This window comes from Aeribacillus sp. JST-2 (assembly GCF_056032925.1).
Window position 1 is genome coordinate 1 of the sequence record NZ_JBVVUU010000008.1, and the last position, 25,655, is coordinate 25,655.

26 protein-coding genes and 4 pseudogenes are annotated in these 25,655 nt (G+C 39.0%); 5 read left to right on the forward strand and 25 right to left on the reverse strand.

The annotated features are described in order from the left end of the window. Positions 1 to 196: 196 nt before the first annotated feature. The 4 genes and pseudogenes from AC0KTX_RS06090 to ahlS form a co-directional block, all read right to left on the reverse strand. Complete coding sequence (locus AC0KTX_RS06090; RefSeq protein WP_474251343.1) at positions 197 to 670, reverse strand: hypothetical protein; 474 nt, start codon at positions 668 to 670, stop codon at positions 197 to 199. A gap of 593 nt (positions 671 to 1,263) precedes the next feature. Beyond that, positions 1,264 to 1,530, reverse strand: a pseudogene (locus tag AC0KTX_RS06095) (transposase); the annotation flags it as partial. Positions 1,531 to 2,024: 494 nt separating this feature from the next. Next, positions 2,025 to 3,206, reverse strand: a complete 1,182-nt coding sequence (locus AC0KTX_RS06100; RefSeq protein ID WP_474251344.1) for an iron-containing alcohol dehydrogenase — start codon at positions 3,204 to 3,206, stop codon at positions 2,025 to 2,027. A 110-nt stretch (positions 3,207 to 3,316) separates the two neighbouring features. Further along, positions 3,317 to 4,165: an AhlS family quorum-quenching N-acyl homoserine lactonase gene (gene ahlS, locus AC0KTX_RS06105; RefSeq protein ID WP_063389500.1), complete on the reverse strand. Its 849-nt coding sequence runs from the start codon at positions 4,163 to 4,165 to the stop codon at positions 3,317 to 3,319. Between the two features lie 444 nt (positions 4,166 to 4,609). Between ahlS and AC0KTX_RS06110 the strand changes: the two genes are divergently transcribed. Further along, the gene (locus AC0KTX_RS06110) at positions 4,610 to 6,316 is read left to right on the forward strand and encodes a sigma-54 interaction domain-containing protein (RefSeq protein WP_456687936.1); all 1,707 of its coding nucleotides are present in this window, start codon (positions 4,610 to 4,612) and stop codon (positions 6,314 to 6,316) included. 187 nt (positions 6,317 to 6,503) lie between these two features. Here AC0KTX_RS06110 and bioD read toward each other — a convergent pair. The 4 genes and pseudogenes from bioD to bioW all read right to left on the reverse strand — a co-directional run. Next, positions 6,504 to 6,671: pseudogene (gene bioD, locus AC0KTX_RS06115) on the reverse strand (ATP-dependent dethiobiotin synthetase BioD); the annotation flags it as partial. After that, the gene (gene bioF, locus AC0KTX_RS06120; protein WP_474251345.1) at positions 6,668 to 7,840 is read right to left on the reverse strand and encodes an 8-amino-7-oxononanoate synthase; all 1,173 of its coding nucleotides are present in this window, start codon (positions 7,838 to 7,840) and stop codon (positions 6,668 to 6,670) included. The pseudogene bioD and the gene bioF, both read right to left, overlap by 4 nt. Positions 7,841 to 7,911: 71 nt before the next feature. Beyond that, positions 7,912 to 8,507: pseudogene (locus AC0KTX_RS06125) on the reverse strand (aminotransferase class III-fold pyridoxal phosphate-dependent enzyme); the annotation flags it as partial. A 28-nt stretch (positions 8,508 to 8,535) separates the two neighbouring features. Continuing rightward, positions 8,536 to 9,330 carry a 6-carboxyhexanoate--CoA ligase gene (bioW, locus tag AC0KTX_RS06130; RefSeq protein WP_474251346.1) on the reverse strand — a complete coding sequence of 265 codons (795 nt, stop codon included), beginning with the start codon at positions 9,328 to 9,330 and terminating at the stop codon, positions 8,536 to 8,538. A 449-nt stretch (positions 9,331 to 9,779) separates the two neighbouring features. Between bioW and AC0KTX_RS06135 the strand changes: the two genes are divergently transcribed. Beyond that, a complete protein-coding gene (locus AC0KTX_RS06135; protein ID WP_474251347.1) occupies positions 9,780 to 10,019 on the forward strand; it encodes a hypothetical protein in 240 nt (79 codons plus the stop codon). Positions 10,020 to 10,282: 263 nt separating this feature from the next. On the opposite strand, the gene AC0KTX_RS06140 is transcribed toward AC0KTX_RS06135, so the two are convergent. The 3 genes from AC0KTX_RS06140 to AC0KTX_RS06150 all read right to left on the reverse strand — a co-directional run bounded on the left by AC0KTX_RS06140 (position 10,283) and on the right by AC0KTX_RS06150 (position 12,071). Next, positions 10,283 to 10,753, reverse strand: a complete 471-nt coding sequence (locus tag AC0KTX_RS06140; protein WP_474251348.1) for a 2-thiouracil desulfurase family protein — start codon at positions 10,751 to 10,753, stop codon at positions 10,283 to 10,285. 597 nt (positions 10,754 to 11,350) lie between these two features. Further along, positions 11,351 to 11,677, reverse strand: a complete 327-nt coding sequence (locus tag AC0KTX_RS06145; protein ID WP_474251349.1) for a M20/M25/M40 family metallo-hydrolase — start codon at positions 11,675 to 11,677, stop codon at positions 11,351 to 11,353. Further along, positions 11,646 to 12,071, reverse strand: coding sequence for a hypothetical protein (locus AC0KTX_RS06150; protein ID WP_474251350.1), 426 nt, complete (start codon positions 12,069 to 12,071; stop codon positions 11,646 to 11,648). Before AC0KTX_RS06150 ends, AC0KTX_RS06145 begins: the two co-directional genes overlap by 32 nt. A gap of 781 nt (positions 12,072 to 12,852) precedes the next feature. On the opposite strand from AC0KTX_RS06150, the gene AC0KTX_RS06155 reads away from it, so the two are divergent. After that, positions 12,853 to 14,439 (forward strand): multicopper oxidase family protein, encoded by a 1,587-nt coding sequence (locus AC0KTX_RS06155; RefSeq protein ID WP_474251351.1) that lies wholly within the window; start codon positions 12,853 to 12,855, stop codon positions 14,437 to 14,439. A 216-nt stretch (positions 14,440 to 14,655) separates the two neighbouring features. Here the strand turns inward: AC0KTX_RS06155 and copZ are convergent, their stop codons facing one another. The 4 genes from copZ to AC0KTX_RS06175 all read right to left on the reverse strand — a co-directional run bounded on the left by copZ (position 14,656) and on the right by AC0KTX_RS06175 (position 18,721). Then, positions 14,656 to 14,859, reverse strand: coding sequence for a copper chaperone CopZ (gene copZ, locus AC0KTX_RS06160; RefSeq protein ID WP_474251352.1), 204 nt, complete (start codon positions 14,857 to 14,859; stop codon positions 14,656 to 14,658). Positions 14,860 to 14,883: 24 nt separating this feature from the next. Then, on the reverse strand, positions 14,884 to 17,280 hold the full coding sequence (locus AC0KTX_RS06165; protein WP_474251353.1) for a heavy metal translocating P-type ATPase: 2,397 nt from the start codon (positions 17,278 to 17,280) through the stop codon (positions 14,884 to 14,886). Between the two features lie 15 nt (positions 17,281 to 17,295). Next, on the reverse strand, positions 17,296 to 17,607 hold the full coding sequence (locus tag AC0KTX_RS06170; RefSeq protein ID WP_474251354.1) for a metal-sensing transcriptional repressor: 312 nt from the start codon (positions 17,605 to 17,607) through the stop codon (positions 17,296 to 17,298). Between the two features lie 385 nt (positions 17,608 to 17,992). Beyond that, positions 17,993 to 18,721: an urease accessory protein UreH domain-containing protein gene (locus tag AC0KTX_RS06175; protein WP_474251355.1), complete on the reverse strand. Its 729-nt coding sequence runs from the start codon at positions 18,719 to 18,721 to the stop codon at positions 17,993 to 17,995. Positions 18,722 to 18,998: 277 nt separating this feature from the next. Between AC0KTX_RS06175 and AC0KTX_RS06180 the strand changes: the two are divergent. Continuing rightward, positions 18,999 to 19,262 (forward strand): annotated as a pseudogene (locus tag AC0KTX_RS06180) (hypothetical protein); the annotation flags it as partial. After that, positions 19,165 to 19,374 (forward strand): hypothetical protein, encoded by a 210-nt coding sequence (locus tag AC0KTX_RS06185; RefSeq protein WP_474251356.1) that lies wholly within the window; start codon positions 19,165 to 19,167, stop codon positions 19,372 to 19,374. The pseudogene AC0KTX_RS06180 and the gene AC0KTX_RS06185, both read left to right, overlap by 98 nt. Positions 19,375 to 19,904: 530 nt before the next feature. On the opposite strand, the gene AC0KTX_RS06190 is transcribed toward AC0KTX_RS06185, so the two are convergent. The 10 genes from AC0KTX_RS06190 to AC0KTX_RS06235 form a co-directional block, all read right to left on the reverse strand. After that, positions 19,905 to 20,084 carry a hypothetical protein gene (locus AC0KTX_RS06190; protein ID WP_474251357.1) on the reverse strand — a complete coding sequence of 60 codons (180 nt, stop codon included), beginning with the start codon at positions 20,082 to 20,084 and terminating at the stop codon, positions 19,905 to 19,907. Positions 20,085 to 20,172: 88 nt separating this feature from the next. After that, positions 20,173 to 20,949 (reverse strand): sulfite exporter TauE/SafE family protein, encoded by a 777-nt coding sequence (locus AC0KTX_RS06195; protein ID WP_474251441.1) that lies wholly within the window; start codon positions 20,947 to 20,949, stop codon positions 20,173 to 20,175. 361 nt (positions 20,950 to 21,310) lie between these two features. Then, positions 21,311 to 21,880 (reverse strand): sulfurtransferase TusA family protein, encoded by a 570-nt coding sequence (locus AC0KTX_RS06200; protein WP_474251358.1) that lies wholly within the window; start codon positions 21,878 to 21,880, stop codon positions 21,311 to 21,313. A gap of 29 nt (positions 21,881 to 21,909) precedes the next feature. Beyond that, entirely contained in the window at positions 21,910 to 22,206 is a 297-nt protein-coding gene (locus tag AC0KTX_RS06205) for a rhodanese-like domain-containing protein (RefSeq protein ID WP_474251359.1), read from the reverse strand. A gap of 14 nt (positions 22,207 to 22,220) precedes the next feature. Further along, on the reverse strand, positions 22,221 to 22,586 hold the full coding sequence (locus AC0KTX_RS06210; protein WP_474251360.1) for a rhodanese-like domain-containing protein: 366 nt from the start codon (positions 22,584 to 22,586) through the stop codon (positions 22,221 to 22,223). Positions 22,587 to 22,601: 15 nt separating this feature from the next. Then, the gene (locus tag AC0KTX_RS06215) at positions 22,602 to 23,084 is read right to left on the reverse strand and encodes a DsrE/DsrF/DrsH-like family protein (RefSeq protein ID WP_474251361.1); all 483 of its coding nucleotides are present in this window, start codon (positions 23,082 to 23,084) and stop codon (positions 22,602 to 22,604) included. A gap of 54 nt (positions 23,085 to 23,138) precedes the next feature. Beyond that, on the reverse strand, positions 23,139 to 23,366 hold the full coding sequence (locus AC0KTX_RS06220) for a sulfurtransferase TusA family protein (protein WP_474251362.1): 228 nt from the start codon (positions 23,364 to 23,366) through the stop codon (positions 23,139 to 23,141). 97 nt (positions 23,367 to 23,463) lie between these two features. Continuing rightward, a complete protein-coding gene (locus AC0KTX_RS06225) occupies positions 23,464 to 23,724 on the reverse strand; it encodes a metal-sensitive transcriptional regulator (RefSeq protein WP_063389517.1) in 261 nt (86 codons plus the stop codon). After that, on the reverse strand, positions 23,691 to 24,086 hold the full coding sequence (locus tag AC0KTX_RS06230) for a rhodanese-like domain-containing protein (RefSeq protein ID WP_474251363.1): 396 nt from the start codon (positions 24,084 to 24,086) through the stop codon (positions 23,691 to 23,693). Before AC0KTX_RS06230 ends, AC0KTX_RS06225 begins: the two co-directional genes overlap by 34 nt. 228 nt (positions 24,087 to 24,314) lie before the next feature. Beyond that, on the reverse strand, positions 24,315 to 25,445 hold the full coding sequence (locus AC0KTX_RS06235) for an MBL fold metallo-hydrolase (RefSeq protein WP_474251364.1): 1,131 nt from the start codon (positions 25,443 to 25,445) through the stop codon (positions 24,315 to 24,317). Positions 25,446 to 25,655: the final 210 nt, after the last annotated feature.

Sequence of the window (25,655 nt, forward strand, 5' to 3'; positions counted from 1 at the left end):
GGAAAGTCATTGTTTTTTCCTAATTCATGATAGGTTTCGAGATCGACTCCAAAATCATGAATCAAGATCACAGATCCCCCATCCCCCTATGAAATAATTCACAAAAAATTTAGCACATTTTTTCAGAGGATAGCAAAGATGATTCCGAAGGAATTTGAAAAAATCGTACTCTTTTTAGATGAGATAAAATGAAAGTTTACACTATATACGATAACTTTTTATAATCTGGTAAACCGAATGTATTATGTCCTTGGATTGGAAAAGCAATAATTGCTAAAATTTCATTTACTAATAATGGTATAAATATTACAAAAAAGCTTACTAGAGTAATCGACATAGCTTTAGCTAAAATATATTTTTCTTTGTGTACCCTTGTATGAATAAAGTTACTTAATCCCCAATTTTTTTCTTCTAGGAATGACACAGAATAAATGATACTTACGGTTAGTGGCAGCAAGATCCCTACTATTGGTGACAAAGGTGTTGCGACAACGTTTGTAAGAATAGTACCAGTTGAAGCAGACATTACCTTAGATAATTCCGATCCATAATATTCTTTACACAAAATAATGTAGTCTAAAAATATTGCACAAAAAACAGCTATAAATGCTATCTTGAACTCTATTCTTTTCATACACTTACTAAGTTCAAGCTTAATTAATTGAATCATGCCATCACCTCAATATTTTACTACTTGCATGGTACAGCTTAAAAAGGTCAGTGTTTTATCATGTCGGCATATTATCTAATAAAAAACATTCTGAGTTTTTATTCGCACGGTATATAAAAAAAGGATAAGGGAATCTATTTGTAAGTAGTCTTATCAAGTTTTCACAAACAAAATTAGACTTTTATCATCCTTCATTTGATGGATTTTTTGAAATTCCTTTTTCTTCAATTGATTGAATATATACATTTAAATTTAATAAATATTAAAAGAATATATCATGCAGTGCATGACATATTCTTTTAGCATTACTTGTAATTAGAAGTCTATTTATAATAACCAAACCGAATCGATGAAAGTTAATAAAAACATACGGCTAGGATATTATTGACAAGTTGATAATCCAAATACTGTAACTAACACTAGTATTTTTTCTTTAAAATATAATAATAGACTTTAATGGTAAAAATTCTTATAATAGGAAAAAATTATTACTTTATTAAAAAAATACTATATCAATATTTTGGAAGTCAATATCATATTTTTTAATATTTTACAACACGACTGTTGATTATCCAAAATTAGGTATGTCATTTCCAAAAAATTTGGGAATACTTAAACAAGGCAACTGCCATCTCAGATTGCCAATTGTCGACTGCGTTTTCTATTGTCCCAAATAGGATACTGCTTGATCCACCGAAAAGATCTCGACCGTCCAACGTTTTGGATACATATCGGCGATCTTTTCCGCCGATAGTCAAAACATTGGTTACAATGCGAATCTCATGTCCATGGGTGTCACGAAAAATGGCCACTCGATAACGTTTCTTCGAACGGCATTGCTTTGTTCCTAGTTGACATGTTGTTTTCTGAAAGAAAAAAATACAGAGTTTTGCAGTATATCTATATCCAAATTTTGTATAAATATACATATATGCGATCTATCCATCAAGGGCTTGGCATGGATCCTCTGTAGCCATGATTCTTTAGCCAAGCACCAGCTTCAACAGTTTTGGCAAAACCAAAAAAGGTTTTCATGTCCCCCCTCCATGTAAAGCACCTTGTATATCACTGCGTAAGGATTTTGTAATTCTCTGCACTTTTATTTTGCAAAAACAGAGTTGTGAAAGTGATCCATGATTTCACGGTTTGCCCTTCCCTCATCAAAATATTTCTTCACAACATCTAATTTATATTCTTTACTGTATGTTTTTTAATTTTTACCTATAAAAATCCCCCCTTCTAGTAGACAGTGACATCCCTTTCTTTTTTCTGTCTAACTATAAGGGGATAATATCAAAAATCTGGCCCTTATCTTCCTTTCAACTGTGAATTATAAAACTCAAGTTATCGACAATTATGACGGTTCCGTTACTATCCCTTGAAAGGCTGACTGATATATGGTTCGGATATCTTCTTTATTAAGCTTCATTGGACTTCTTGCGAGCAATCTTTTTTGTTTCACCCCGTCTTCCGTCAATTTTTCGATCGCACTTTCCGGAATGCCGAATTCTCCCAAAGTTGTCGGAATTCCGACATCTGCCACTAATCTTTTTAGTTCCTCGACACATTGATAGGAAGCTTCTTTTTCAGACAAATAGCTTGAATTCTCGCCTAGAGCATTCAATATGTCCACCATTCTTTTTTGGCAGCTTTTTCGGATGTAGCCCATCACATATGGCAATAAAACTGCATTGGAATCGCCATGGGCAATATGAAATTGTCCTCCAAGCGGATAGGCTAAAGCATGTACGCCTGCCACGCCGGCATTAAAAAAAGCTAATCCGGCAATATAGCTGCCGTAACTCATATCAATCCGCGCCTGTTTATCATTTCCGTTTAACACAGCTTTACGGATGGAACGGCTGATCAGTCTCATCGCTTGCAGGGCAAGACCGTCTGTTACCGGATTGGCATTGATTGAGACATATGCTTCCACTGCATGTGTCAATGCATCGATCCCCGTTGCAGCGGTCACTTTCGGCGGGACAGTGACAGTTAGTTCCGGATCAATAATTGCTACATCAGCGAGCAAATAATCATGTGTTACAACATCTTTCGTACTTTCTAAAGATAAGACAGAAATATTAGTGACTTCAGAGCCCGTTCCGGAAGTTGTGGGTATCAAAATTTTGGGGAGACCTTTTTTATCTACTTGATTTGTACCTGTTAAATTTAAATAACTTTCCACTGTTCCTTTATGAACAGACAAGACTGCTGCAAGCTTTACCAAATCCATTGCGCTTCCTCCGCCTAAACCTATGACGAGATCGAATTTGTTTTCTCTCGTATAGGCGACAAGCTTTTCTCCGATTTGAAGCGGAGGCTCTGGTTCGATGTCAGTATATACATCAATGCTGTATCCTTTTTCTTGTAATGGAGATGTGACGCGGTCAACGAGCCCTATGTCATTCAACACCGGATCTGTCACAACAAGAATTTTCTTAGGTTGATATTTTTCAACTTCCGGAACAAGCTGGCTTAACGAACCCCATCCAGTATAACATAAAGGTGTAAAAACTAGCTTTGAATGTGTCATGACTCTCCTCCTTCACACCCTGGAATGTTCTCTTAAAGCATCGACATTTGTGTTCTTTAAAATCGAAATTGACGTTTCCACCCATTTCTTCTACATAAACTCGGGAAATTTTATTCATAATATCCTTCCGTCGATTTTCTGAATCCTTTAAATTGTTCTGCATCATGCCCGAACCATACTTGGGAATTTGTTTCTTTGGCAATCCGGCGAATTCGTTCGACCGTTTTCGCATATCCGAGAGAATCATAAATAATTCCAGGTGGCTTGATTGGCGGCCCGTAGCTTTCTGCCGTATAGATCGCATCAGATGCAAGAATGATGCCGCCAGTTTCAGGAAGGTGTACATGAAGACCAAGCATTCCCCAAGCATGACCGCTGCCAAAGTTTAAAACTTTCACCCCTTCCGCAAGTTCAACATGATCTTCATCCCGATTGATTGTCCTCCATTGAAGATTATTTTTTATCCATGCATCAATATCTGCCCAAATGTATGCCCCTTCTTTTTGGTTGCGGGCATAAGATTGTAATGTGCCGTTAAATTCGTCTTCATGTACGACAACGGTTGCGTTTGTAAACATTTCTAAGCAGCCCGCATGATCGAGATGAAGATGAGATGCCACAACAAATTTAATATCCTCTGGTCTGACCTTTAATTGCTCAAGTCGGTTATGCAAGTAACATTCTTCGCTCGCTGTCCATGGGAACGTTTTTTGCGTCGTTTCAGACCAGCGACCTGCTGGACCCATGGAATTTGGATTACATGCCGTGTCAAAAAGAATTTTTCCTTCAGGATGGTCAATTAAAACGGTATAAATCGGGAATTCGACAAACTCAGTCTGCGCGTTCGGATTGTCAATGGTTGCTGGATTGTGCATCGCAATCATCCAGTTTTTGTCCATTTTCATTCGGCCGTTGTCCATTACATACAGTTTCGGGTGTTTTTTAATAATGTTTGCCATAAAAAACCCTCCTATAATGAAATAGAAAATGTCAATCAAGACATGAGATAATTCTTAAATGACGACATGTAAAAATGTGTTCTTGTTTTTATTTCAACATTCAGCCATTTCTACCACAACATATTCCAAATTCCGTAAGCGCTTTCTTTATACAGTACAAGAAATACTGCTGAAAGAATAGAGGCAGTATATTCTTTTTTTCTATTCATTCATCATTCGTTCTACTTTCCCCCTCCTTATTTTTTGATCATCAATTTAAATGCAAAATGCATGCCAAAAAAAGCTTCTTACAAACAAAGGGATTTTTAAGCTTCTTTACTGAAAACTGTTGAAAAATTTCACCATAAAAAAGGATTAATAATCGAAATTATCGAAAATATATGGTGAAATTATTCACCAAACGGTTGAAAAAATTCACCAATCAGATGAAAGGTTGTGATTATAATCAAAGCAAACTCTATTAATTCCTTAACTTGGGAAAATATTTTTTCATGCATGCATAACGGAGTAGTTGTCGTCGATCGAAAAGGAAACATTGTTGTGATGAATGCTGCTGCAAAAAAGTTATTGCAAGCGGAAAATGGAAACTGGGAAGGAAAGCATATTCAAGAACTCGTCCCTCACACAAAAATTTTGGAGGTTGTGGAAAGCGGCGATCGTTCAATCGGTCAAAAAATGATACTAGCGGACAGACAATGTATGGTAAACCGGACTCCTCTGTATCAAAACGGCAAGCGCATCGGTGCGATCAGTGTTATTCAAGATATTACTGAAATCGAGCAATATCGCAGCCTACTAACACAGCTTGAGGCGATTATCGAGTTTTCAACTGACGGCCTTTATGTTGTTGACCAAGAAGGGATTACGATCTATGTTAATTCCGCATATGAAGAGATTACAGGTTTTGAACGCACAGAACTGGTCGGAAGGCATATGCGGGATCTGATGACGAATGGTTATATTGACCAGTCAGTATCTCTCTTAGTTTTGGAAAAAAAGAGACAAATTTCCATTATGCAAAAAATAGGAGGCAAAAAAGATGTCATTGTCACCGGAAATCCGGTATTTAATGATCAAGGAGACGTTGAGCTCGTAGTGACGAGCGTAAGGGATATCACACAATTAAATAAACTTAGAAAAGAGTTAGAAAAAGCAAAAAGTATTTCCGAAATAAACCAAAACCGTTTTTCGGCTCATGTGAACGGATCAGAACAAATGTTTATATGCAACAGCAAAAAAATGAAAAACATTTATGAGAAAGTAAAACAAGTGGCGCCTTTTCCAACAAGCGTCCTTTTAACTGGCCCTTCCGGAACAGGAAAAGAGGTGATCGCCAATTTTATCCATCATCACAGCCAACGGAAACAAAAGCCGTTTATTAAAGTGAATTGCGGGGCCATTCCTGAACATCTGCTTGAATCTGAACTATTCGGCTATGAAAAAGGTGCATTTACTGGTGCGAATAAAGAGGGGAAAATTGGTCTGCTTGAATTGGCGGACGGCGGAACCGTTATGCTTGACGAAGTAGGAGAAATGCCTCTCTCTTTGCAGGTAAAGTTATTACGAGTATTGCAAGAAAAGCAAATTCAGCGAATAGGAGGCAGGGAGCCAATTAAGCTTGATATTCGATTTATTTCTGCAACGAACAAAGATTTAAAGCAACTTGTTTCAGAAGGAAAATTTCGTGAGGATCTTTATTACCGTCTGCATGTTGTTGAAATAACTGTTCCGCCCTTATCTGAACGCCAAGAAGATATATCACCGCTTATTGATCATTTCTTTTCATACTTTTGCAAGCTTTACCATGTCGATAAAACATTGTCAAAAGAAACTAAGAAGGCTTTAACGAGCTACCATTGGCCTGGAAACGTCCGAGAATTGAAAAATTTAATAGAAAGCATGATCGTATCGGTTCCCTCTCAATTGATCGAACCGCACCATCTTCCTTTGCACATTCATGATCAAAAAGACGGTGAAGAAGCTTTGACGCTGAAACAGCGCGTGGAAAAATTTGAACAGCGAATTGTAAAAGATGTGATCAAAAAATATCCATCACTACGGATTGCGGCAAAAGAACTCGGCATCGACCATTCCACATTAGTCAAAAAGTTAAAGAGATGGGGTTTAGATCCCAAAAAAGCAAACATATAAACAATCTCGATTTCTGCTCATCTAAAGATTTTATTCTGTTGTGCCGGAGAAAAATAATTTGCACTTGCCTAATCAAAAGAAGCGTCCTCATTTTTTTCAAACGCTCTATATTCAAACGCTCTATATTAAAGAAGTAGAATTTTTACATGGGGTATCTCATAAGTCAATTTTCGACTTTGAGGTTCCCTTTTAAAAGACTTGTATCGCTTGTAGGATCATCACGCGAAATACCGCTTAAAAACGGTTTAAAGACGCCGACATCCATTCCCTTCTCTTTTAATACAGCTGCTAGTCCGCAAGCTATTATCGTTTTTCCAACACCAGTATCAGTTCCTGTTACAAAAAGACCTTTCATTTGATCATATTCAACTCTTTTCCGATTAATTTAAATGCATGCAACAAATAATCTATCTCCTTTAAGCTATGGTCCGCGGTCACCGTTAACCGAATTCTGCTTTCTCCAATAGGTACAGTCGGCGGTCGAATCGCCGGGGCATATATTCCTTTTTCTTGTAATCTTTTTGCAAATAGGACAGCCTTATGAGCATCTCCGATCAATACAGGAATAATTGGTGTATGATCTCCCTTCACGGTGTACCCCATTTCTTGTAAACTAGTTTTTATTCGTTTTGCTTTTATAAGCAATTGCTGTCGTTTTTCTTTACTATGTTCGATGATTTCCAATGCTGTATATGAAGCTGCACAAATAGATGGTGAAAGTGCGGTTTGAAAGATAAAGGTTCTGGCATGATTTCGCAAAAAGTCAATGAAAACCTTCGATCCAGAAACGACCCCGCCTTCCGTTCCAACCGCTTTACTTAAAGTGCTAATCACTACATCCGGAAAGACGTGAAAAAATTCACTTGTTCCCCTGCCGTTTTCTCCTAAAACTCCTGTTGCGTGTGCGTCATCCACAATGACAAATGCATGATAACGTTGAGCAAGTGACATGATTTTATCTAAAGGCGCAATGGTACCATCCATACTAAAGACACCATCTGTGACAATAAAGCGTCGCCGTGATGAATTTGTTTCTTTTAATTTCTTTTCCAAATCTTCCATATCTACATGGTTATAAATGACGGTATCTGCTTGTGAGAGACGGCATCCATCGATAATACTCGCATGGTTTAATTGATCGCTAAAAATAACATCACCTTTTTCAGGCAATGAAGTAAGCACGCCGATATTCGCCAAATAACCGCTTGAAAACAGCAAGGCACTTTCAGTCTGTTTGAAATCTGCAAATCTTTTTTCAAGCTTTTGATGCCACTGCGTATTGCCTGTCGTTAGCCTTGAGCCGCTGCTCCCAACCCCAAACTCGTGCAATGCCTTTTCTGCTGCAAGAATCAAGCGTGAATCATTGGCCAAGCCCAGATAGTTGTTTGAGGAAAATACTATGTACTTTTGGCCATCTACGTACATTTCGGGACTAGGTGCAGTATTCATTGTTCTAAGCGTCCGATACAAGCCGGATTCCCTTGTCTTCGCTAAACGGTCGTTTAACCACCCATTGAAGTTCAACGCTTGTCACCTCATTATGTCTTTAAAAAGCAAAACCTCTTTTTCTGTTACCGTGACAATTGCTTCTTTCATCCTTGGACCATTGATTCAATTGTTAGTGCGGCAATTTCCTGATGCTTTTCCTTAAGCAGTTGTTCAAGTATGTTTAAGCATTCATCACGACACTGTTTCGGATCGCCGCTTTTTGACCGATAAACGTAAGGAATAGGTGCCTTAAAACTTTCAAACATTAATCGCCCATATACTTGATGATAAAGCTGGATGGAACCGACACTTAGCGCCGATCGTATCCCCGTGATAGCCGTTTTGCATTGTAATAAACTTTTGTTTCTCTGGCTTATAGATATTTTTCCAATATTGAAACGCCATCTTAAGTGCAATTTCCATCGCTTCAGCTCCGCTATCTGAATAAAAAACACGCGTCAGCTTTTCAGGACTTATTTGAATGAGCTTTTCCGCAAGCTCTGTTGCTGGAACATTTGTCATGCCTAACAATGTGGAGTGGGCAATTTTTTCGAGCTTTTTTTAATTGCTTCGTCCAGTTCTTTTTTTACGATGACCATGTACGTTAAGTCAAACGGAAGAAAAGCCGTCATATATTCTTTTCCTTCAATATCTTTAACTTTCATTCCTTAGCCGCTTTCAATTATTAAAGGATGATCATCATCTGTGTAAAAGGCAGTCATAGATATTTTTTACTTTTTTCGATTAATTGTTGTTTCATTCTCTACCTCCCAATGAATAAAGACTGGCTGTTTTTCTAAATAGTGAATATAGGCATTCAGATCTTTCCTGCAATCAACAAAAAAGATGCGGCAGCCGCGTTCATCTCCATATTCTTTTAGGTTTGTAATCCGTTGATACCCCAGCTTTTTACTTGCAACATAGCCAGTAGTGTATTCAGGATCGTCTGACCAACATAGTTCAGCGATGGTAGCCGGATGCGCACACACCTTTGTGGCAATCACAAGTGCTTCCCTGATTCTTGTACTCTTGGGCACATGAAAGTAGTCCGCCCAATTTTCAAAATTCGTCTTCATCCAATCGATTCTTGAAACACGCACACCCTTTTCCTGTCTATCATCAATACGTTTGCCTGAATGAACATCAATTAATATAGCGCCTCTCATTCCTGAATATTTCGTCCATTCTGTAAATGCTTTTTCAATAACCTGTCTTTCGATACCGACTTTCTCCAAAAGCAGCCTAGACAACTTTCGCCCTTTCTCTACTGTATCTGCCTCATTTGTGTCAATATGTAATGGTTGAATTCGTTTAATCGGTTCGTGAATAGATTCAAATTGAATTTGCATAAAATCTGGAGTACCTCTTGAGTGATGAAGTCCCTTTTCTAATAAAGCATTTACTGAATTTTTTAAATCACTATAGGTTGAAAGCAGTTCTCCACCAGATATATGTTTTCCGCCATGTTCATGAGGTCCATTCTTGGCAGCTCTCATTCTGACACTATAGTACCTTTCCTCTTTCATTCGTTGGCCTCCAGCCTCCGTCATTTGTTTTATGTCAATGATTTTCCGTCAAAATTCATTAAACTAATTAAAGAGCTATTTCTAATTTTTCCAACCTCCAATCTTTTGTTTTATGTAAACTTTTAAAATAAAATGGTTAACAATTAAATGATAAAATTGTAAACTATTAATGTCAATAGGTTAACTAAAATACGCGTACAAAATGGCAGCCAGTCTCAGGCGAAAGGAGCTTTTACTGAAGATAAACGGTTAAGCTGAGTAGGAATGCTTTGCAAAATGTCTTTATCTTAATGACGTCTAAAAGGATATGATCATTCCTAGAAATTGAAGAATTTTTTACCATTTTACTATTAGTTCAATGTCGATTTGTAAAAAAATGATGTGATCTACGTTGAAAAGGCTGAACCATATTATAATGAGAGAATAAAAATGAAGAAAGGGCTCATGTTATGGCTAATATTACGAATGAAATAATTTTCCAAGCGTTGAAGGAATTAGCGGAACAACTAAAAAATCATAGTGAAGAAACGAAGCAGCAATTGACCGAAATAAATGAGCGGTTGGATCAAGTCGAAAAAAAGATTACCCTGATGGACAAACAACTCAATGGTCAAAAAATTCTCGTAAAGGAATTGTTTGACAACAAAAAAGAAATTAAGCGAGTCAAAAATGTTTTGAACATCTATTAACTCGCATTCCATCGATTGATCAATTTCCTGTTTGAACCATTTCATATGGAAAATCTTTTGATGGCCAACGCTGCATAGACGTCGGCTCTCTATGTCCTTTTGATAAAGGTACTGGATACACCATTTTATACAGGCGTTCAAGGTGTGGATCCTTTTTTCTTAAAATAAAAAAAGAAACCATTCCGAATAGCGGCAAAAGAATAAGCGCAACAGCAAATGTAACTGAAGTCGGCGGATATAACACCGATGGCTCCCGGGATTCTTCACCCCAACAGGAAAGAATCGAGTTCAGCAAATTGTTCTTCTGAAATGACTTGAAATCCGTTTCTCCTTAGTAAAGCAGCAGTTACTCCACTTCCAACCATTTTCTTCCCAGTAAATTCACCGTTGTAAATCATTGAACTGCCGCAAGACGGGCTATTCTCCTTGAGAACTACTAATGTTGCTTTTATTTCTTTCGCTTTTTTTAATGTGGCATAGGCTCCCTTTAAGTAAAACTCCGTTACATCATTGCCTGACCGATCCACCACTTTCGCCTTTCCATCGAGCACATCCTCCCCATCTCCACCGACAATCTCAGCAGGTTCTCTAGGAGTTGAAAATCCGCCTAATAATTCAGGACATATCGTTTCAGCTTTCTTCTCCTGCACTAATTTCCATATTTTATGATGTAAACAATGTGTCCCATTATACCTTACCTCCAACCCTGCTAAACAGGAACTCACTAATATCATAAAACTCACCTCTTTCTTGTTAAGCCCATTAAAAAAATCGTCATATAGGAACATAGCTGTTTGTTCTAATGAAAATGCCCCATAATGCCTCCGCCAAACCCATCAAATACCAAACGGCGTCCATTACGATATTAAATACCTAAAATAACAATAACCCCAAGAATCGTATTTGTAAATTGGAGTTTCTTAAGAGAACCAGTGATTTTTTGGAATGTCTATAGCTCTCTTTCTAGTATTCTATCCAACCTTTGACATATTTCGAGTCGTGCCAGTACTTTTCCACGCTGCCTTTATCTATTGAATTCTGCTTTTCCATTAATCAAACTCTAATTGACAATCTGGTTTCTAGCTATATAAAGTTCTTCATTAAAGAATAAGCCAACATCATATTGCATCGATTAGGAGTAAACTCCGCAATATTCTTGAAGCTCTCTTGTTTGATTGAACACCGCTTTGATGAACTGAGCCGTTTTCTAACAAACATCCGTATCCAAGATTTCATCATCAGTGAACCGGTTGATAAATTTACGCTTTGAATGCCATGCGAAGCCCATATTCTTGTGTCGCTGCTTCCTCCCGCCGTACATTTCCGGCCTGTCAGCCCTGCCTCGTCAGCCGCGTTTTCAAAAACTGTCCATAGCGAATATCGCAAAACGGCTGAATCGCTCCGCATGAAGTGACAATATCGCCTGTTCCCCGCCGATCAACGACAATCGCCGCATCCACATCCCAAAGGAAATATTCCTCAAGCTCCTGCGCTCCGATGAGTCCCCTTTCCTCTTCCACAGTAAAAGCAAACTTAATCGTTCCATTGAAGTCAGAAGTTTCAAGCCATTCGGCAATCTCAAGCAGCACTGCGACACCGGCACGGTCATCCGCTCCTAAAATGCCTTTACTGCTTGACCAAATCGGTCCATGTTTCAAAATTCCTTCCCGGTTCCAGTTCCTCTGCCATCATTGACAATTCTGTTGCAGCAGAAACAATTTGTTCTATAGAAGCCAGTTGCTCTTCTGCAGCAGCAGAAACATTTTGTGTCCCAGCCATGGTGCTATCCACAACCTTTGAAATAGTATTAATGTCAGCTACAACAAAGCAACTTAATTCTATATTAACTTTCGGTTCATAAAAAGCTGCTTCCCCAATCCAAGTAGTTAATATGGCTCTTGTAAATTCGAAATCATTCCAGTGAAATAGGAGAGAATAAATCCTGTTTCCAATATCGTTTGCAACAATTGATAGTACATTCTTGGGCAAATTATTTTTTCTAAAAAAAGGTGGCAGTACCTTATCTAGATACGTATCAACTATTGTCCTCATAATTCTTTCTGCTGTTAAATTTCATAATTTCTTCCTTCTTTAGAAAAAAGAAGAGACTTTCCTTTGATTTAAAAGTGTTTCAACATGCCATCACTTTCCATCATACATTTACTCTGCACATTTGTACAAATAGCAAGGAAGAATAAACGGTTTATTTTTTTTTCGAAATCTTCCCTCTCTAGAAAAAATATGATTAATAGTAAATGTTTTTTTCATTTAGCACATTGTTTAAATTAAATAAAAAGGCAGATCGTGGGTTCTTTGTCGCCTCCTCATTTAAGGAGGATTTTTTTTAAGAAAAACCGGAAAATATCACATTAGACCCAATTTTCAGGATTACGAGTGAAAAATTGATTGAAAAAAGTCCTTTTTAGAACCTTTTTTAAATCATTGATTATGTTTCTTTAGTTCATCTTCGTAAATATGCATATCACCATTTTCTTTTGAAAGATGTCCCGACGAGTCGATATTTATCTGCTGTTGATTTTTCCAATAAACCAAATGCCAAGAAGCCATCGTTTTTGGTGAGCCCCAACTCTTTGATTTGGCGCTCTTCTTCAAAAATGGCTGCAGATTATTGTTTGCGAAAAAGCACGCTAGCTAGTCATTTTGATGAAGCTTAGGGAAAACGGAAAAACACAAGCTGCTGTTTCTTTTTTCTAATGCTCCACTCTTTGAAACGCCTGAAAATTGTAATATTTTCTCCACAAATTTTGCAAATATTATTTTTATGATGAAATCCGTAAAGAATCTAAGCCATAGCATAGGGAGGCAATATGGTATGAAAAAAATGTTGGTCGGAACCATTTTAGCGGGAGTCGTAGCCTTTGGCGCAGCCTGCTCCAATAACGCTTCACCTCACAGTTCCATGCATGAACACGATATGTCAAACATGAGTACAAAGGAGGAAAACGCCTCACAGGACTCCAGTAAGCAATTGCCTTTGACTACAAATACAGAAATTTTATCAGCTAAGGAGATTAATCTTACTGCTAAGGAAGCATTATTACAAATAAATAATAAAATAAAACTTCCTGTCTACACGTACAACGGCTCTGTTCCTGGCGCGCAAATCCGTATTAAACAGGGGGACAGAGTTAAAATCCATTTCAAAAATGAATTGCCGGAACCAGCTACGATCCACTGGCACGGCTATCCTGTTCCAAATAGTCAAGATGGAGTTCCAGGCGTCACGATGAACGCAATTAAACCGGGAGAAACCTTTACGTATGAATTTACGGCGACCGCTCCTGGAACATATTGGTATCATTCCCATCAAGAGAGTGCGAAACAAGTGGACAAAGGGTTATATGGCACATTAATTGTAGAGCCTAAGAATGAGGAAAAACCAGATCGGGATTATACACTTGTGTTAGATGAGTGGATGAGCAATCAAGATGAAGGAAATATGGATATGAGTGGTATGGATCATAGTAATATGGGACATGGAAATAGTACAGATGGCCAACATATGGATATGAGCAGCATGGGCCATGATATGAGTATGTATGATCTTTTCACGATTAACGGGAAAAGCGGTTCCGCTGTAAAACCTTTAAAAGTGAAAAAAGGCGAAAAAGTTCGGCTTCGCCTTATCAATGCAGGATATATGTCCCATAAACTTCACCTGCATGGCCACGAATATCAAATTGTCGCAACGGACGGTCAGCCTCTAAAAGATCCGCAGCCAATTAAAGATGAACTATTGAATATTGCACCGGGTGAACGTTATGATATTGAATTTACAGCCAATAATCCTGGGGAATGGTTATTAGAATGCCATGGTGATATGAAAGGCACCGATGGAATGAAAGTGAAAATTCAGTACGAAGGAGGCCAAACAAATACGGACAAAGCAAATGCAAAGGAAAACCTCCCTGTCGTGGATATGACGACATACGGAAAACGTGCATTAGGCCAATTTACTTTAGACGAAAAATATGATGTAGAGTACACGATGGATTTAGGAACAGCCGTGGGCAAAGGCGGTATGGTCTATACGATTAATGGCAAAACATATCCTGAAACAGCACCTGTCAATGTTAAGAAAGGAGATCTAGTAAAAGTAAAACTTGTCAACCATTCACCGGCAGATTTGCATCCAATGCATTTACACGGACATTTCTTCCAAGTATTAAGCAAAAACGGCAAGCCGATTACAGGCTCCCCATTGATGAAGGATAGCTTGAATGTTAACCCGGGGGAAGAATATGTCGTTGCATTTAAAGCAGATAATCCGGGAAATTGGATGTTCCATTGCCATGACCTGCACCATGCTTCAGCCGGAATGGTCACAGAAGTAAAATATAAAGATTACAAATCGAATTATACACCAAATCCGAATGACACAACCAATCAACCTGAATAACGGCTTAACGTAGTAAGTAAAAGAGGCTGATTTCAGAGGCTGTTCAGCACCCTGAACTGCCCCCTGTCAAGTAGACAGTAGAAATAAGAAAAATAAACATGAATTCCAAGAAATTGAGCGATTATCGACGACAAAGATTATCGATTCATCAATTTATCATCTTAATACGATTGAGGTTGTCCCAAAAATGATCACTGTTGGGACAACCTCTTTATTTTACTTCACATCATACCCTTGCTCTTCAATCGCTTCTTTCATTTTTTCTACATTTACTTTTGTTTCATCATAATCTACATCCACAGTACCTTCTTGCAGATGTACTTCTACATGTTTAACACCGTCTAGCTCTTTAAGCGCGTTCATCACAGCCATTTTGCAATGACCGCAAGTCATTCCTTGGACATTTAATGTAATGGTCATCATTATTCCTCCCTATTTGCCATTTTATATTTTCACGCGTTTCAAACGAAGCGCGTTGGTCACAACTGATACAGAACTGAATGCCATTGCCGCTCCGGCAATCCAAGGCTCCAATAATCCAGCAGCGGCTACAGGAATGCCAATGGTATTATAGAACAAAGCCCAGAACAGGTTTTGTCGAATGTTTTTCATTGTTTTGCGGCTTAGCTCAATCGCTTTCGGGATATGGGCTAAATCTCCGCCGACCAAGGTAACATCTGCCGTTTCGATGGCGACATCAGCTCCTGTACCGATGGCCATTCCAATATCCGCTTTCGCAAGGGCAGGAGCGTCATTAATTCCATCTCCGACCATCGCCACTCGTTTCCCTTGTTTTTGCAGTTCCTCAATGATTTTCGCTTTGTCTTCTGGAAGAACCTCTGCATAGACATGATCGATGTGCACTTGGTTTGCGATCGCGTCCGCAGTCCGTTTGTTGTCTCCCGTTACCATGTATGCTTCAATCCCCAATTGCTTTAATGTTTGAATCGCTTCCTTCGAGCTTTCTTTTACCGTATCCGCAACAGCGATGATGCCGGCAAGCTGTCCTTCGATGGCAACTAGCATAGCAGTTTTTCCCTGATTTTCAAGCTCTACCATTTTGTCTTCATGCATGGCAATCTCGACAGAGCGTTCTTTCATTAATTTTCGCGTTCCAACAAGGACATTTTTTCGATCAATGACAGCTTCGATTCCGTGGCCGGTAATGGCAGAGAAATGTTCCAGCTGCTTTATAGAAACCTCTCGTTTCTTTCCATATTCCACAATGGCATGAGCCAGCGGATGTTCCGATGCGCTCTCTGCCGAAACGGCATATTCGATCATACCTTCTTGGAATTGTAACACATCTGTTACTTCTGGTTTCCCTTTTGTCACTGTTCCTGTTTTATCCAGTAATACGGCATTGATTTTATGCGTTCCCTCTAAGTACTCACCTCCTTTAAAAAGGATTCCCTTTTCCGCCCCTTTGCCTGTCCCGACCATAATCGATGTCGGTGTAGCAAGGCCAAGTGCACATGGACACGCAATGACGAGAACGGCTATAGCCACCTCAAGCGCCTTCGGCAAGTCGCTTGGTGCAACAAAGTAGTACCATACAATAAATGCAACGACAGCAATTCCTACAACAATCGGCACGAAAATACCTGAGATGACATCAGCCATGCGTTGAATCGGCGCTTTCGAGCCTTGTGCCTCTTCAACGATTTTAATGATATTGGCAAGTGCTGTATCTTTCCCTACCTTTTCTGCACGAATGGTTAGAACACCGTTTTTGTTAATGGTTGCCCCGATGACCGAGTCGCCTTCCTTCTTATCAACAGGTATGGATTCACCGGTAATCATTGATTCGTCTACGGAAGATGCCCCGGCAATGACGATTCCGTCAACAGGAATTTTTTCTCCCGGTTTGACGAGAATGGTATCACCGATCACCACTTTTTCAAGCGGAACTCTTATTTCCTCCCCATTACGGATGACAGTCGCTTCTTTTGCCTGCAGGCTCAACAGCTTGGAGATGGCTTCTGTTGTTCTCCCTTTCGCAAGAGACTCGAAATATTTTCCAACAAGTACAAGCGTAATTAGTACAGCACTTGTTTCAAAATACAATCTTGGCATATATTCGGGATTTCCTAATGTTTTGAAAGCTTCGAACAAGCTGTAAAAATAAGCTGCCGACGTTCCAAGCGCCACTAGTACATCCATGTTGGCGCTCTTATTTCGCAATGCCCGGTACGCCCCTATATAGAATGGACCGCCGATGTAGAACTGAACGGGTGTGGCCAAAAGAAGCTGGAACCACGGATTCATCAACAAGTGCGGCATCGGCAAGCCTATATCAAACGGCATATGAGCAATCATCGTATAAAGCAAAGGCAACGATAAGATGATAGAAATGGCAAGCTGCCGCTGTTTTTGTTTAATAACCTCTTCTTTCCGGCTTGCCTGATCTTGTTCTTCGTTACGGATCTGTCCCTTGTACCCAAGCTTTTTGATTTTCTCTAAAATGTCTTCTACAGAAGTAATGCCTTCGTTGTATTCTACAACGGCACTGTTAGTCGCCAAGTTTACAACAGCGTTTGTCACACCTTCCATACGATTTAACCCTTTTTCAATCCGAGTGGCACATGCTGCGCATGTCATCCCTTCAATATCTAGCGCCACCTTTTCAGCGGCAACGCCATACCCCAAGTTCTCAATTTTCGTTTGGATATCGGCTATGCTTCGTTTCGATGGATTAAATTCAATCGTTGCCTTTTCCATCGCCAAATTGACATTGGCTTTTACTCCATCCATTTTGTTCAACACTTTCTCGATACGATTGGAACATGCCGCACATGTCATGCCGGTTACTTTCAAGGTTATGTGTTTTTGCTCACTCATAAACTTTTCCCTCCTTTACTTTGAGAATTGCTTAATCACATCCATTAATTCCCGGATGGATTCTTCTCCGCTTCCTTCGCGGAGCGCCTTAGCAACGCAATGATTGACATGGCGTTCCAGCAAGTTCAAACCTACTTTGTTTAACGCGGCTTGAATCGCGGAAATTTGCACTAAAATATCAATACAGTACCGATTATCCTCAACCATTTTTTGCACCCCGCGCACTTGTCCTTCAATGCGCTTCAAACGCTTGACGATGCTTTCGATCTCTTCTTCAGTTCTCGGCACCATCTTGGCGTTTAGATGGTTTTCTTCATATTGATTCATTGGCATCACCTCATATATGACAAGATCATCTTAAATACATTATACCGGTAAGGGGTATAAGATGCAATTGTATTGTTCCTTCTTTTATTTTTGTCTGGTTAACTGGACATCTATTCATCATATTTTGTTTAAATCTATATTGAATGCGGACATAATAATGTTTTGCGATTGGGGTTGCTTGGCCATGCATAATCAGGCGTATCTTCATCGTTCGCGCTCGATCACTATAGAAGAATTTGAACCACTATCCAAAAATTATATTTTGAACATTTGAAGCATCTAATTGAAACTTTTCAAACGAAGCAGAAGTTAAAGACCTATGGCGATTATTACATATCCCAGTCATTATGTAAGAGCCTTCAATACCCCCTTTTGATTTCTAGCTTTAAAACCAATATGTGATGGTGTCTATGATTCCAAGGAAAACCATCACGATTCCGGCTGCTTTCTGGACGTACCTTCCTGCTTGTTTTCCTTTCCTCATAAAAGCGCCGCTAAATCCTAAGTACCAAAGGATGATAATGAAGAAAATAACCGGTACAGAGGTTCCAATGGCAAAGATGCCCGGTAATAGCACCCCATACGACGTTGAAAAAACGAGAGGCATGAGAGTGGCAAAAAACAACATAAACATCGTTGGACAAAAAGCTAATGAAAATCCAAATCCCATGAAAAACGAACCGATTTTTCCTTTTAACCATCTTTCAGGTACTTTGAACAATTTGACGTTCCAATACATTTTAAAAAGGCCCAACAAATATAAGCCAACAAGAATGAGAATCGGGCCAACAAGCCTTCTTAACCATGGAAAATATAATGTTAGTGTACTTTGAATCTCTTTCCCCATCAACCAGACCATCAAACCTAAACCGGAAAAAGCAATGATTTTTCCGAAAATAAATAGGAGCAGCTCTTTCCACGCAATCCCTTTTTGCAAGGATTGATGACTGTACATTGTGATTGCCCCTAAGTTGCCCGTGAGTTGACAAGGAACCATTGCTCCTACTATACCAAGAACAAACGATGACAAAATGGGAATCGCTGTCGTGCTATTTGCAATATTTAGTAACGGTTGACTGAGAAGGTTGCTTATTTCACTAAAAAACGAATACACCCTTTTTCTCACCTTCTTTTCTTACTGATGACCAAATTGTAACAATGAATTTTGCAGAAATTGTGGAGCGGTAAATATTTTAAGAAAGCAAAAATTTCATACATTAGGAAGTGATTGGTATGTTTTCTGAACGCATTATTCAGGAGCAAACAACCAAACAAAAGATTTCCATGATTTCTTTGGCTGTTTCATCCATGATTGAAGATATTCTCCAAACTGTGGTTTTTTTGTAGATACTCTTTTTGTCTCTAAACTCGGATTAAATGAAGTTACTGCAGTTGGTGTGTCTAATGCCTGTCTTAGCTGTATATATAGCGGTTTTTATGGCAATCGGAGTAGGTACCGTCTTTCGCTTGTTGCTCGTTATATAGGAGCCGGGGATTTTGAAAAGGCAAAGGTTTTAACAGGCGCTTTACAGGGGGACAGGAGATACAAAAAGTCCAATGTACAGTACAGCAATAGGAATGTTTGTAGGCGTTTATATATTGGGAATTCAATTAGGAATGGGTATAGTTGGTGTTTGGTTATCGATCGCAATTGATTTATTTGTTCGTGCCATCTTTCTGTTCTTTATGTTTACGGTTTACCTTGTTTTTTATCAATCGTTGCATTTAATATTGCAATTATCGTTTTTTATTCGGCTAAACACATGAATTTTATCTTTTGAATTAACTATCGTTTTTTCTAATTGTATCGGGTTTCCTGTTTCATCCGCGAGTTTAATCAATTCTGGATGGATAATTGCTGAATCTTATAAATGAGTGTGAAAATCTCCTTCCAAACAATGGATTTTAAACAAAAAATAAAAGAAGGGCTTTTATCGATTTTTACACTGGTTTTATTCAGCTTTATTAAAAGATTCCATGAATTATCCGCATGCCTTCATCACTTTTTATCCTTGAGGTGAATTCATCACTTCCATTATCTTCATCATACCGTTTCCATTCATCATGACTTTTCCGCATAAGAAAACTGTCCAACTACTAACAATGTTGCCAGTACAAATAAAGAAACAAACGCAATTTTCTTTTTCATCTATGATCCCTCCCTTTGTTTTAAAACCATTATAGACAATAAATTTGATGAAAATATGGAGATTTGTCTATTCTCTAACATATCTCATGCTATCTTACATATGTACTTCAAATTTTTTGAAGAAATATAAAGACGACTCATTAATCTTTTAATAGCCGTTTATTCTCTTCATATTCTTCTGCATCAATTTCTCCCCGGGCAAGTCGCGCTTTGCATGATTTGATTTATTTTCAAATGGTTTCATGATTAACAAGATCATCCCATATATTGCAAATCCAATAATAATAATAATCCAAAATAACATATTTAACATCATACCTATGTTCATCATCATGGCTTCCTATTCAACATAAAGTTCCCCTCCTTATCACTCTTAAGATAGAGATATTTCCTTCTTTTCTTGATCTATACAAAACTTAAAGAATATCGATCCAAATTTTCCCTGCCGTCGTTAAAATTATGACAGCTAAAATCACTTGGAGCACTTTTGTACTCATTTTTTGTCCTGCTTTTGCGCCTAATGGAGATGCAATCAAACTTGCAATGACCATAATAATCGCAGGGATGAATTCAACTTGACCCGTTGTGATTTTTCCAAACGACGATCCGATTGAGGAAATAAATGTAATCGCTAATGAGGAAGCAATTGTCATTCTAGTTGGAATTTTTAGCACCACAAGCATAATCGGCACTAAAAGAAATGCGCCTGCCGCCCCAACAATTCCTGATCCAATTCCGATAATAAATGAAAGCGCCGCTGCCAGCCATTTATTAAAGGTCACCTTGTCCAACGGAATATCATCAATCCCTTTATTTGGAACAAACATCATGATAGCAGCTGATGCTGCTAGAATTCCGTAAACAAGATTTATGCTTCCTTCACTCATTACCCTAGAGCCATATCCGCCAATGAAACTGCCAATTAAAATACTGATCCCCATGTAAAGAATCAACGACTTATTTAAATATCCGCCTTTCCGATAGACTAAAACACCGCCAATCGTCGCGAAAAATACCTGCACAGCACTGATCCCCGATACTTCATGGGCGCTGAAGGCGGCAAGTCCAAAAAACGGCGGAAGGTAAAGAAGCATCGGATATTTAATAATGGAACCGCCAATGCCAACCATGCCAGAAAGAAAGGAACCGATAAAACCAATAAGGAAAATCACGATAATATAATTGAAGGTCATTTCCATCGATATACTGCCCCTTTGATTTTGTTAAAATTGGGGGTACCCATATACGCACCCCGCTAGTAAGTGAATCATCCTTTTTTAATACGAATATCTATACACCATTTTCTTCTTTGTCATCGCATGCCCGTTGACTTGTGCCCAAGGAAATAAATGAGTTTTCGCCCCTTAATGCAATCGAACACTGATTTGGCACATTGATTAAATCATAATAAGGAACATTTCAATATTCAAAATTATCGCCTTTAATTTTCCAATCGAAGAAATCGTTCGCTCTTCATACAACAAAAAAATTGGGTTTCTTTTGCTGATATTTATACCTCATACGGTATATTCACAACCAAAAAATGCCGTTCAATCATTGATTGAACTGTTCGAGCGGCCCATTCCATTCAGACATGCCGGGAACGATATTCCATACGTTTGAAAATCCTTTTTCCGCTAATTTTTGGGCTGCTAAACCGCTGCGCGTTCCCGTACGGCAGACCACATAAATGTTCTTATCTTGCGGGAGTTCATGGATCCTTTCCTCCAATTCTCCAAGAGGAATCGAAACCGCACCGGGAATGTGCCCGAACGCAAACTCTGCCGATTCGCGGACATCTAAAATGATAATTGACGCATCATTCATTTTGTTCGCTAATTCCTCATTGGAAATGACATGGGAGAATGTCGCTTCCTTCTTTGCCTCGCTCTCGCTTGCTCTACGAATATAGTGTTTTAATACCCCCTCTTCTTCAATTGTACCGAGATAGTGATGCCCAGTGCTTTCTGCCCATGCTTTCATATCCGCTTTCGATCCTCTGTCCGTTGCCTGTACTTCTAGCACTTGTCCCGGCTGCAACTCATGAATCGCTTTTTTCGCTTTGACAATCGGCATAGGGCAAGACAACCCTTTGGCGTCTACTGTCATATCCACTTGAATCATTATTTTCTCCTCCTTAAATGATGGGATTGCTATTCTACAGGACCTTCCCATTCCAGCATACCGCCTGTCATATTGATGACCTTATATCCGTAACTTTCCAACAGTTGTGCAGCTCGGCCGCTTCTTCCGCCAGAACGGCAGACGAGAATGTATTCTTTTTCTTTATCTAGTTCATTCATGCGAAACTCGAGCAGTCCCAGCGGAATATTTATTGAACCAGGAATTTTTCCGGATGCGACTTCCTCTGCTTCGCGGACATCAATAATATTGAATGTTTTCCCTTCACGGAACAGCGTCTCAACTTCTTTTGCCGTCAGTTGTTTCATCCGTTTGACCTCCTTCATGACCAAGCATTTATACCTCCTTTTACATTGGTGACACGTTGAAATCCTAATTTCTTTAAAAATTTGCTTGCTTTGGCGCTTCTCATTCCACTTTGGCAAATCACAATAACTTCTTTTTCTATCGATAGTTCAAGAGCCCGATTTGGAAGTTCCTGCAAGGGAATATTTTTAAAACCAGGAATATGCTTCGCGCGAAATTCCATCGGTGTGCGTACATCAATGTATTGGACACTGTTTTTTCGCAATTCCTGATTTAGTTGTGCTGCAGATATGATCCGCACCCCTTTCGGAGGCAGAAGCCGGTTGGCAATAAACCATATCAACAATAGAAATAAGCAAATATTGATGATGGTTTGGATCATAAGACTTCACTCACCTTAAATAAATAAATTTACATTTCCTTCAGAAGCATCTGCTAAATACGCAGCAACCCCTGCAAATTCGATGCCGTCTATCAATTCCTCCTGTTGCAGTCCTAAAAGATCGACTGTCATTTGGCAAGCAACCAGCTTTATTCCTTGTTCTTTTGCCATATCGATTAATTGCGGCAGCGGCACGGCATTATGTTTTTTGATTACCCGCTTAATTAGCCTCGGGCCGATTCCGCCAAAGTTCATTCGCGAAAGTCCCATGCGATCCGCACCACGCGGCATCATTTTCGCAAACATTTTTTCTAATAATCCTTTTTTCACCGGAACTGTCGAATCTTTACGCAATGCGTTAAGCCCCCAGAACGTATGGAAAATTGTAACCTCATGGTCATAGGCAGCAGCGCCGTTCGCGATAATATACGCTGCCATCGCCTTATCATAGTCACCGCTAAATAAAATGATCGTTGTTTTTTTCTTTTGCTGCGACACTTGTTTCCCACCTTCTTTCTGAAATACTTATAGGGGTATAAAGGATAGCAAAAATTATCCCTTTTGGATCCAAAACGTAAAAACACCATTTTCTTCTTTCATATTAACAACCTTATGCCCACTTGCCTTTGCCCAAGCGGTCAAGTCGTTTTTGGAACCTTTGTCCGTTGTATGCACCTCTAAAACTTGACCGGCTTTTAACTCATCAATCGCTTTTTTTGCTCTTACGACTGGCATTGGACATGCTAAACCCTTTGCATTTAATACTTTATCTGCATTCATTGTCAATGACCTCCTTTATCTTTTACCATTACCCCTATAGGTATATTAATAAAAAGAAAAAAATTTGTCAACTTTTCTTTGAAAAGTTGACGTTCTTTTATCGGCTTTTTACTAACAGCTCTACAGCTTCTTTTACAAGGTGTTCAGTTTTTTCTCCATTTTCTAAACTTTCACGGATACATTGCTCTAAGTTGGAACTAACAATAACGGCAATAGTGCGATCGATAGCGTTTCGTGCAGCAGAAAGTTGAGAAATCACGCTTTTGCAGTCCTTTTCTTGTTCCATCATACCAATAATCCCTTTTACTTGTCCTTCAATTCGTTTTAGGCGGTTTTTGATTTCTTTGCTGTATTCCATTTGGCATTTCTCCTTTCTTTGCAAGGACAATCGGCCATTGAATAGCTCTTCACTTTAAAGCCGCGGCTGCGTAAAAAGCGAATGCCTAAATTTTTTCCTGCTTCATCACTTACAATCACATGGATTGGTTTATTAGGAATTTCATAAACATGCCGTTTTAAATAAGCAAACGGTATGTTTAAGGAATTCGCAATGGGATGATGATTCGTTTTTTCGTTGTAATCACGAAGATCTACAATTGTTAAAGAATTTATACTTTCATCGCGGTAGTCAACACACGGAACTCCTCTTACTGGATAATACCGCCGATAGACAGATATTGATAACAAAATAAATAAAGCCAAAAGCAGTATTCCTTCCAATTTTTCTTTTCACCTCATTCATTGTTTTTATTTATGAACAATTATATACATGTATAAGTATATAATCAACCGATTTATTTTTCTAAACAAATTTTGGAACAGAGGCATTGTCTATACTTGTTAGCCATCAATATAGCCTTCCTCCATTTCCTTAATTTAAAAAATATTTGCGGAGGGAGAAAAAGGAGACTCGGTATGAATGATTCAAGTCTCCCCTTTTTTTAGTCATTACCGGACTGCACAACGGTTTGGACCGATTTCCATCTCGCGCTGCTGCTCTTCATCTGGATGTAGCTTTCCCATATTTGTTTGCCGAATTTCCTGATAAGCGTTCGGCTGGGGAGGCAAGTTTTCCGTCACCGTTTTTCGAAACTCTTCTTCGCTCGGGATATTTAGACCATGATTTTTTGTGTACAGCATACCTAATGTAGTTCCCACACTTCCATCGTCATTCATTTCGTTCGGTTCCATAAAATGCGCCGGCAAAACCAAAAACTTATCTGCTAATTGTTTATAGCGTTCATATAATGTCTTGCGCAAATCCCCGACCCAATCTTGCGCTTTTCCAGCCAAATCCGGACGGCCGATGGAATCGATAAATAAAATATCTCCAGTTAATAAATATTGGTCATCTACAATAAACGAAGTGCTGCCAATTGTATGTCCCGGTGAATACAGAGCTTCGATCACTGTATGGCCGACCTGAATGCGATCCCCATCTAGAATGGGTGCATAGGGAAAGGTCACTTCTTTTGCATCTTTCGGCGGCAAATAGTACATCGCTCCAAGTTGTTCAGCCAGCTTGCGGCCGCCGGAAATATGGTCGGCATGCAAATGGGTGTCAATTACATGTTTAATGACAATCCCGCGTTCCTTCGCAAACTGAATGTATACATCAGTCATGCGATTTGTGTCAATGAGTGCGCCTTCTCCGTTTGATTCGATCAAATAGGACAGGCAGCCTTTCCCAAGACGGACAAATTGGTAAATGGCACCGCCGTTTTTCAGCTCGGCGATTTTGACTGGTTCTAAATGCTCGCTCCACGCTTTCATGCCGCCTTCAATGGAATATACATGAGAAAACCCTGCTTGTTCAAGTTGCTCGGCAACAAATAGCGAAGATCCGCCTTTGGCGCAGACCACATAAATTTCGTTTTCTTTCTCTTTCGGCAATTGTTCGAGGAATGGATCCACACCATCAAGAACCTCAAAATAAGGAATGTTCATAACTTGTACGTTCTTTCCTTCGATTCTCCAATCGGCAAACTCTTCTTGATTGCGGACATCGACAATAAACAAGTCTTCCCCTTGGATGATTTTGTTTGCAATTTCTTTTACAGTCATGGTTTTTACAGACATATTCCCTTCTTCCTCCTATCGAATGTTGTAAATTTGGTTTAAACTAATCATCTTACACATACATGTATGGGTATTTATGGTCTCAATATTACAAAACATTGCTCTAAAAGTCAACGCTTTTTATTTTAGATGCAATTACTTCCTTCAGTTCGCCGTATTGTTCTATAAACGATAATGGAGGGATTGAAGTGTTTGCTTAAAATAAACGTA

What these genes read in the sequence shown, in the direction of transcription:
- AC0KTX_RS06100 (WP_474251344.1), bottom strand. Translation starts at nt 3,206, where the DNA reads ATGACACATTCAAAGCTAGTTTTTACACCTTTATGTTATACTGGATGG.
- AC0KTX_RS06185 (WP_474251356.1), top strand. Translation starts at nt 19,165, where the DNA reads ATGTACAGTACAGCAATAGGAATGTTTGTAGGCGTTTATATATTGGGA.
- AC0KTX_RS06205 (WP_474251359.1), bottom strand. Translation starts at nt 22,206, where the DNA reads ATGAAACAACTGACGGCAAAAGAAGTTGAGACGCTGTTCCGTGAAGGG.
- AC0KTX_RS06220 (WP_474251362.1), bottom strand. Translation starts at nt 23,366, where the DNA reads ATGAATGCAGATAAAGTATTAAATGCAAAGGGTTTAGCATGTCCAATG.
- AC0KTX_RS06090 (WP_474251343.1), bottom strand. Translation starts at nt 670, where the DNA reads ATGATTCAATTAATTAAGCTTGAACTTAGTAAGTGTATGAAAAGAATA.
- AC0KTX_RS06165 (WP_474251353.1), bottom strand. Translation starts at nt 17,280, where the DNA reads ATGAGTGAGCAAAAACACATAACCTTGAAAGTAACCGGCATGACATGT.
- AC0KTX_RS06170 (WP_474251354.1), bottom strand. Translation starts at nt 17,607, where the DNA reads ATGAATCAATATGAAGAAAACCATCTAAACGCCAAGATGGTGCCGAGA.
- AC0KTX_RS06195 (WP_474251441.1), bottom strand. Translation starts at nt 20,949, where the DNA reads ATGACCTTCAATTATATTATCGTGATTTTCCTTATTGGTTTTATCGGT.
- AC0KTX_RS06140 (WP_474251348.1), bottom strand. Translation starts at nt 10,753, where the DNA reads ATGATATTAGTGAGTTCCTGTTTAGCAGGGTTGGAGGTAAGGTATAAT.
- bioW (WP_474251346.1), bottom strand. Translation starts at nt 9,330, where the DNA reads ATGAAAGAGGAAAGGTACTATAGTGTCAGAATGAGAGCTGCCAAGAAT.
- copZ (WP_474251352.1), bottom strand. Translation starts at nt 14,859, where the DNA reads ATGACCATTACATTAAATGTCCAAGGAATGACTTGCGGTCATTGCAAA.
- AC0KTX_RS06225 (WP_063389517.1), bottom strand. Translation starts at nt 23,724, where the DNA reads ATGGAATACAGCAAAGAAATCAAAAACCGCCTAAAACGAATTGAAGGA.
- AC0KTX_RS06235 (WP_474251364.1), bottom strand. Translation starts at nt 25,445, where the DNA reads ATGTCTGTAAAAACCATGACTGTAAAAGAAATTGCAAACAAAATCATC.
- ahlS (WP_063389500.1), bottom strand. Translation starts at nt 4,165, where the DNA reads ATGGCAAACATTATTAAAAAACACCCGAAACTGTATGTAATGGACAAC.
- AC0KTX_RS06150 (WP_474251350.1), bottom strand. Translation starts at nt 12,071, where the DNA reads ATGAGGACAATAGTTGATACGTATCTAGATAAGGTACTGCCACCTTTT.
- AC0KTX_RS06200 (WP_474251358.1), bottom strand. Translation starts at nt 21,880, where the DNA reads ATGATTCAAGTGGATATGACAGTAGACGCCAAAGGGTTGTCTTGCCCT.
- AC0KTX_RS06190 (WP_474251357.1), bottom strand. Translation starts at nt 20,084, where the DNA reads ATGAACATAGGTATGATGTTAAATATGTTATTTTGGATTATTATTATT.
- AC0KTX_RS06135 (WP_474251347.1), top strand. Translation starts at nt 9,780, where the DNA reads ATGGCTAATATTACGAATGAAATAATTTTCCAAGCGTTGAAGGAATTA.
- AC0KTX_RS06155 (WP_474251351.1), top strand. Translation starts at nt 12,853, where the DNA reads ATGAAAAAAATGTTGGTCGGAACCATTTTAGCGGGAGTCGTAGCCTTT.
- AC0KTX_RS06210 (WP_474251360.1), bottom strand. Translation starts at nt 22,586, where the DNA reads ATGATCCAAACCATCATCAATATTTGCTTATTTCTATTGTTGATATGG.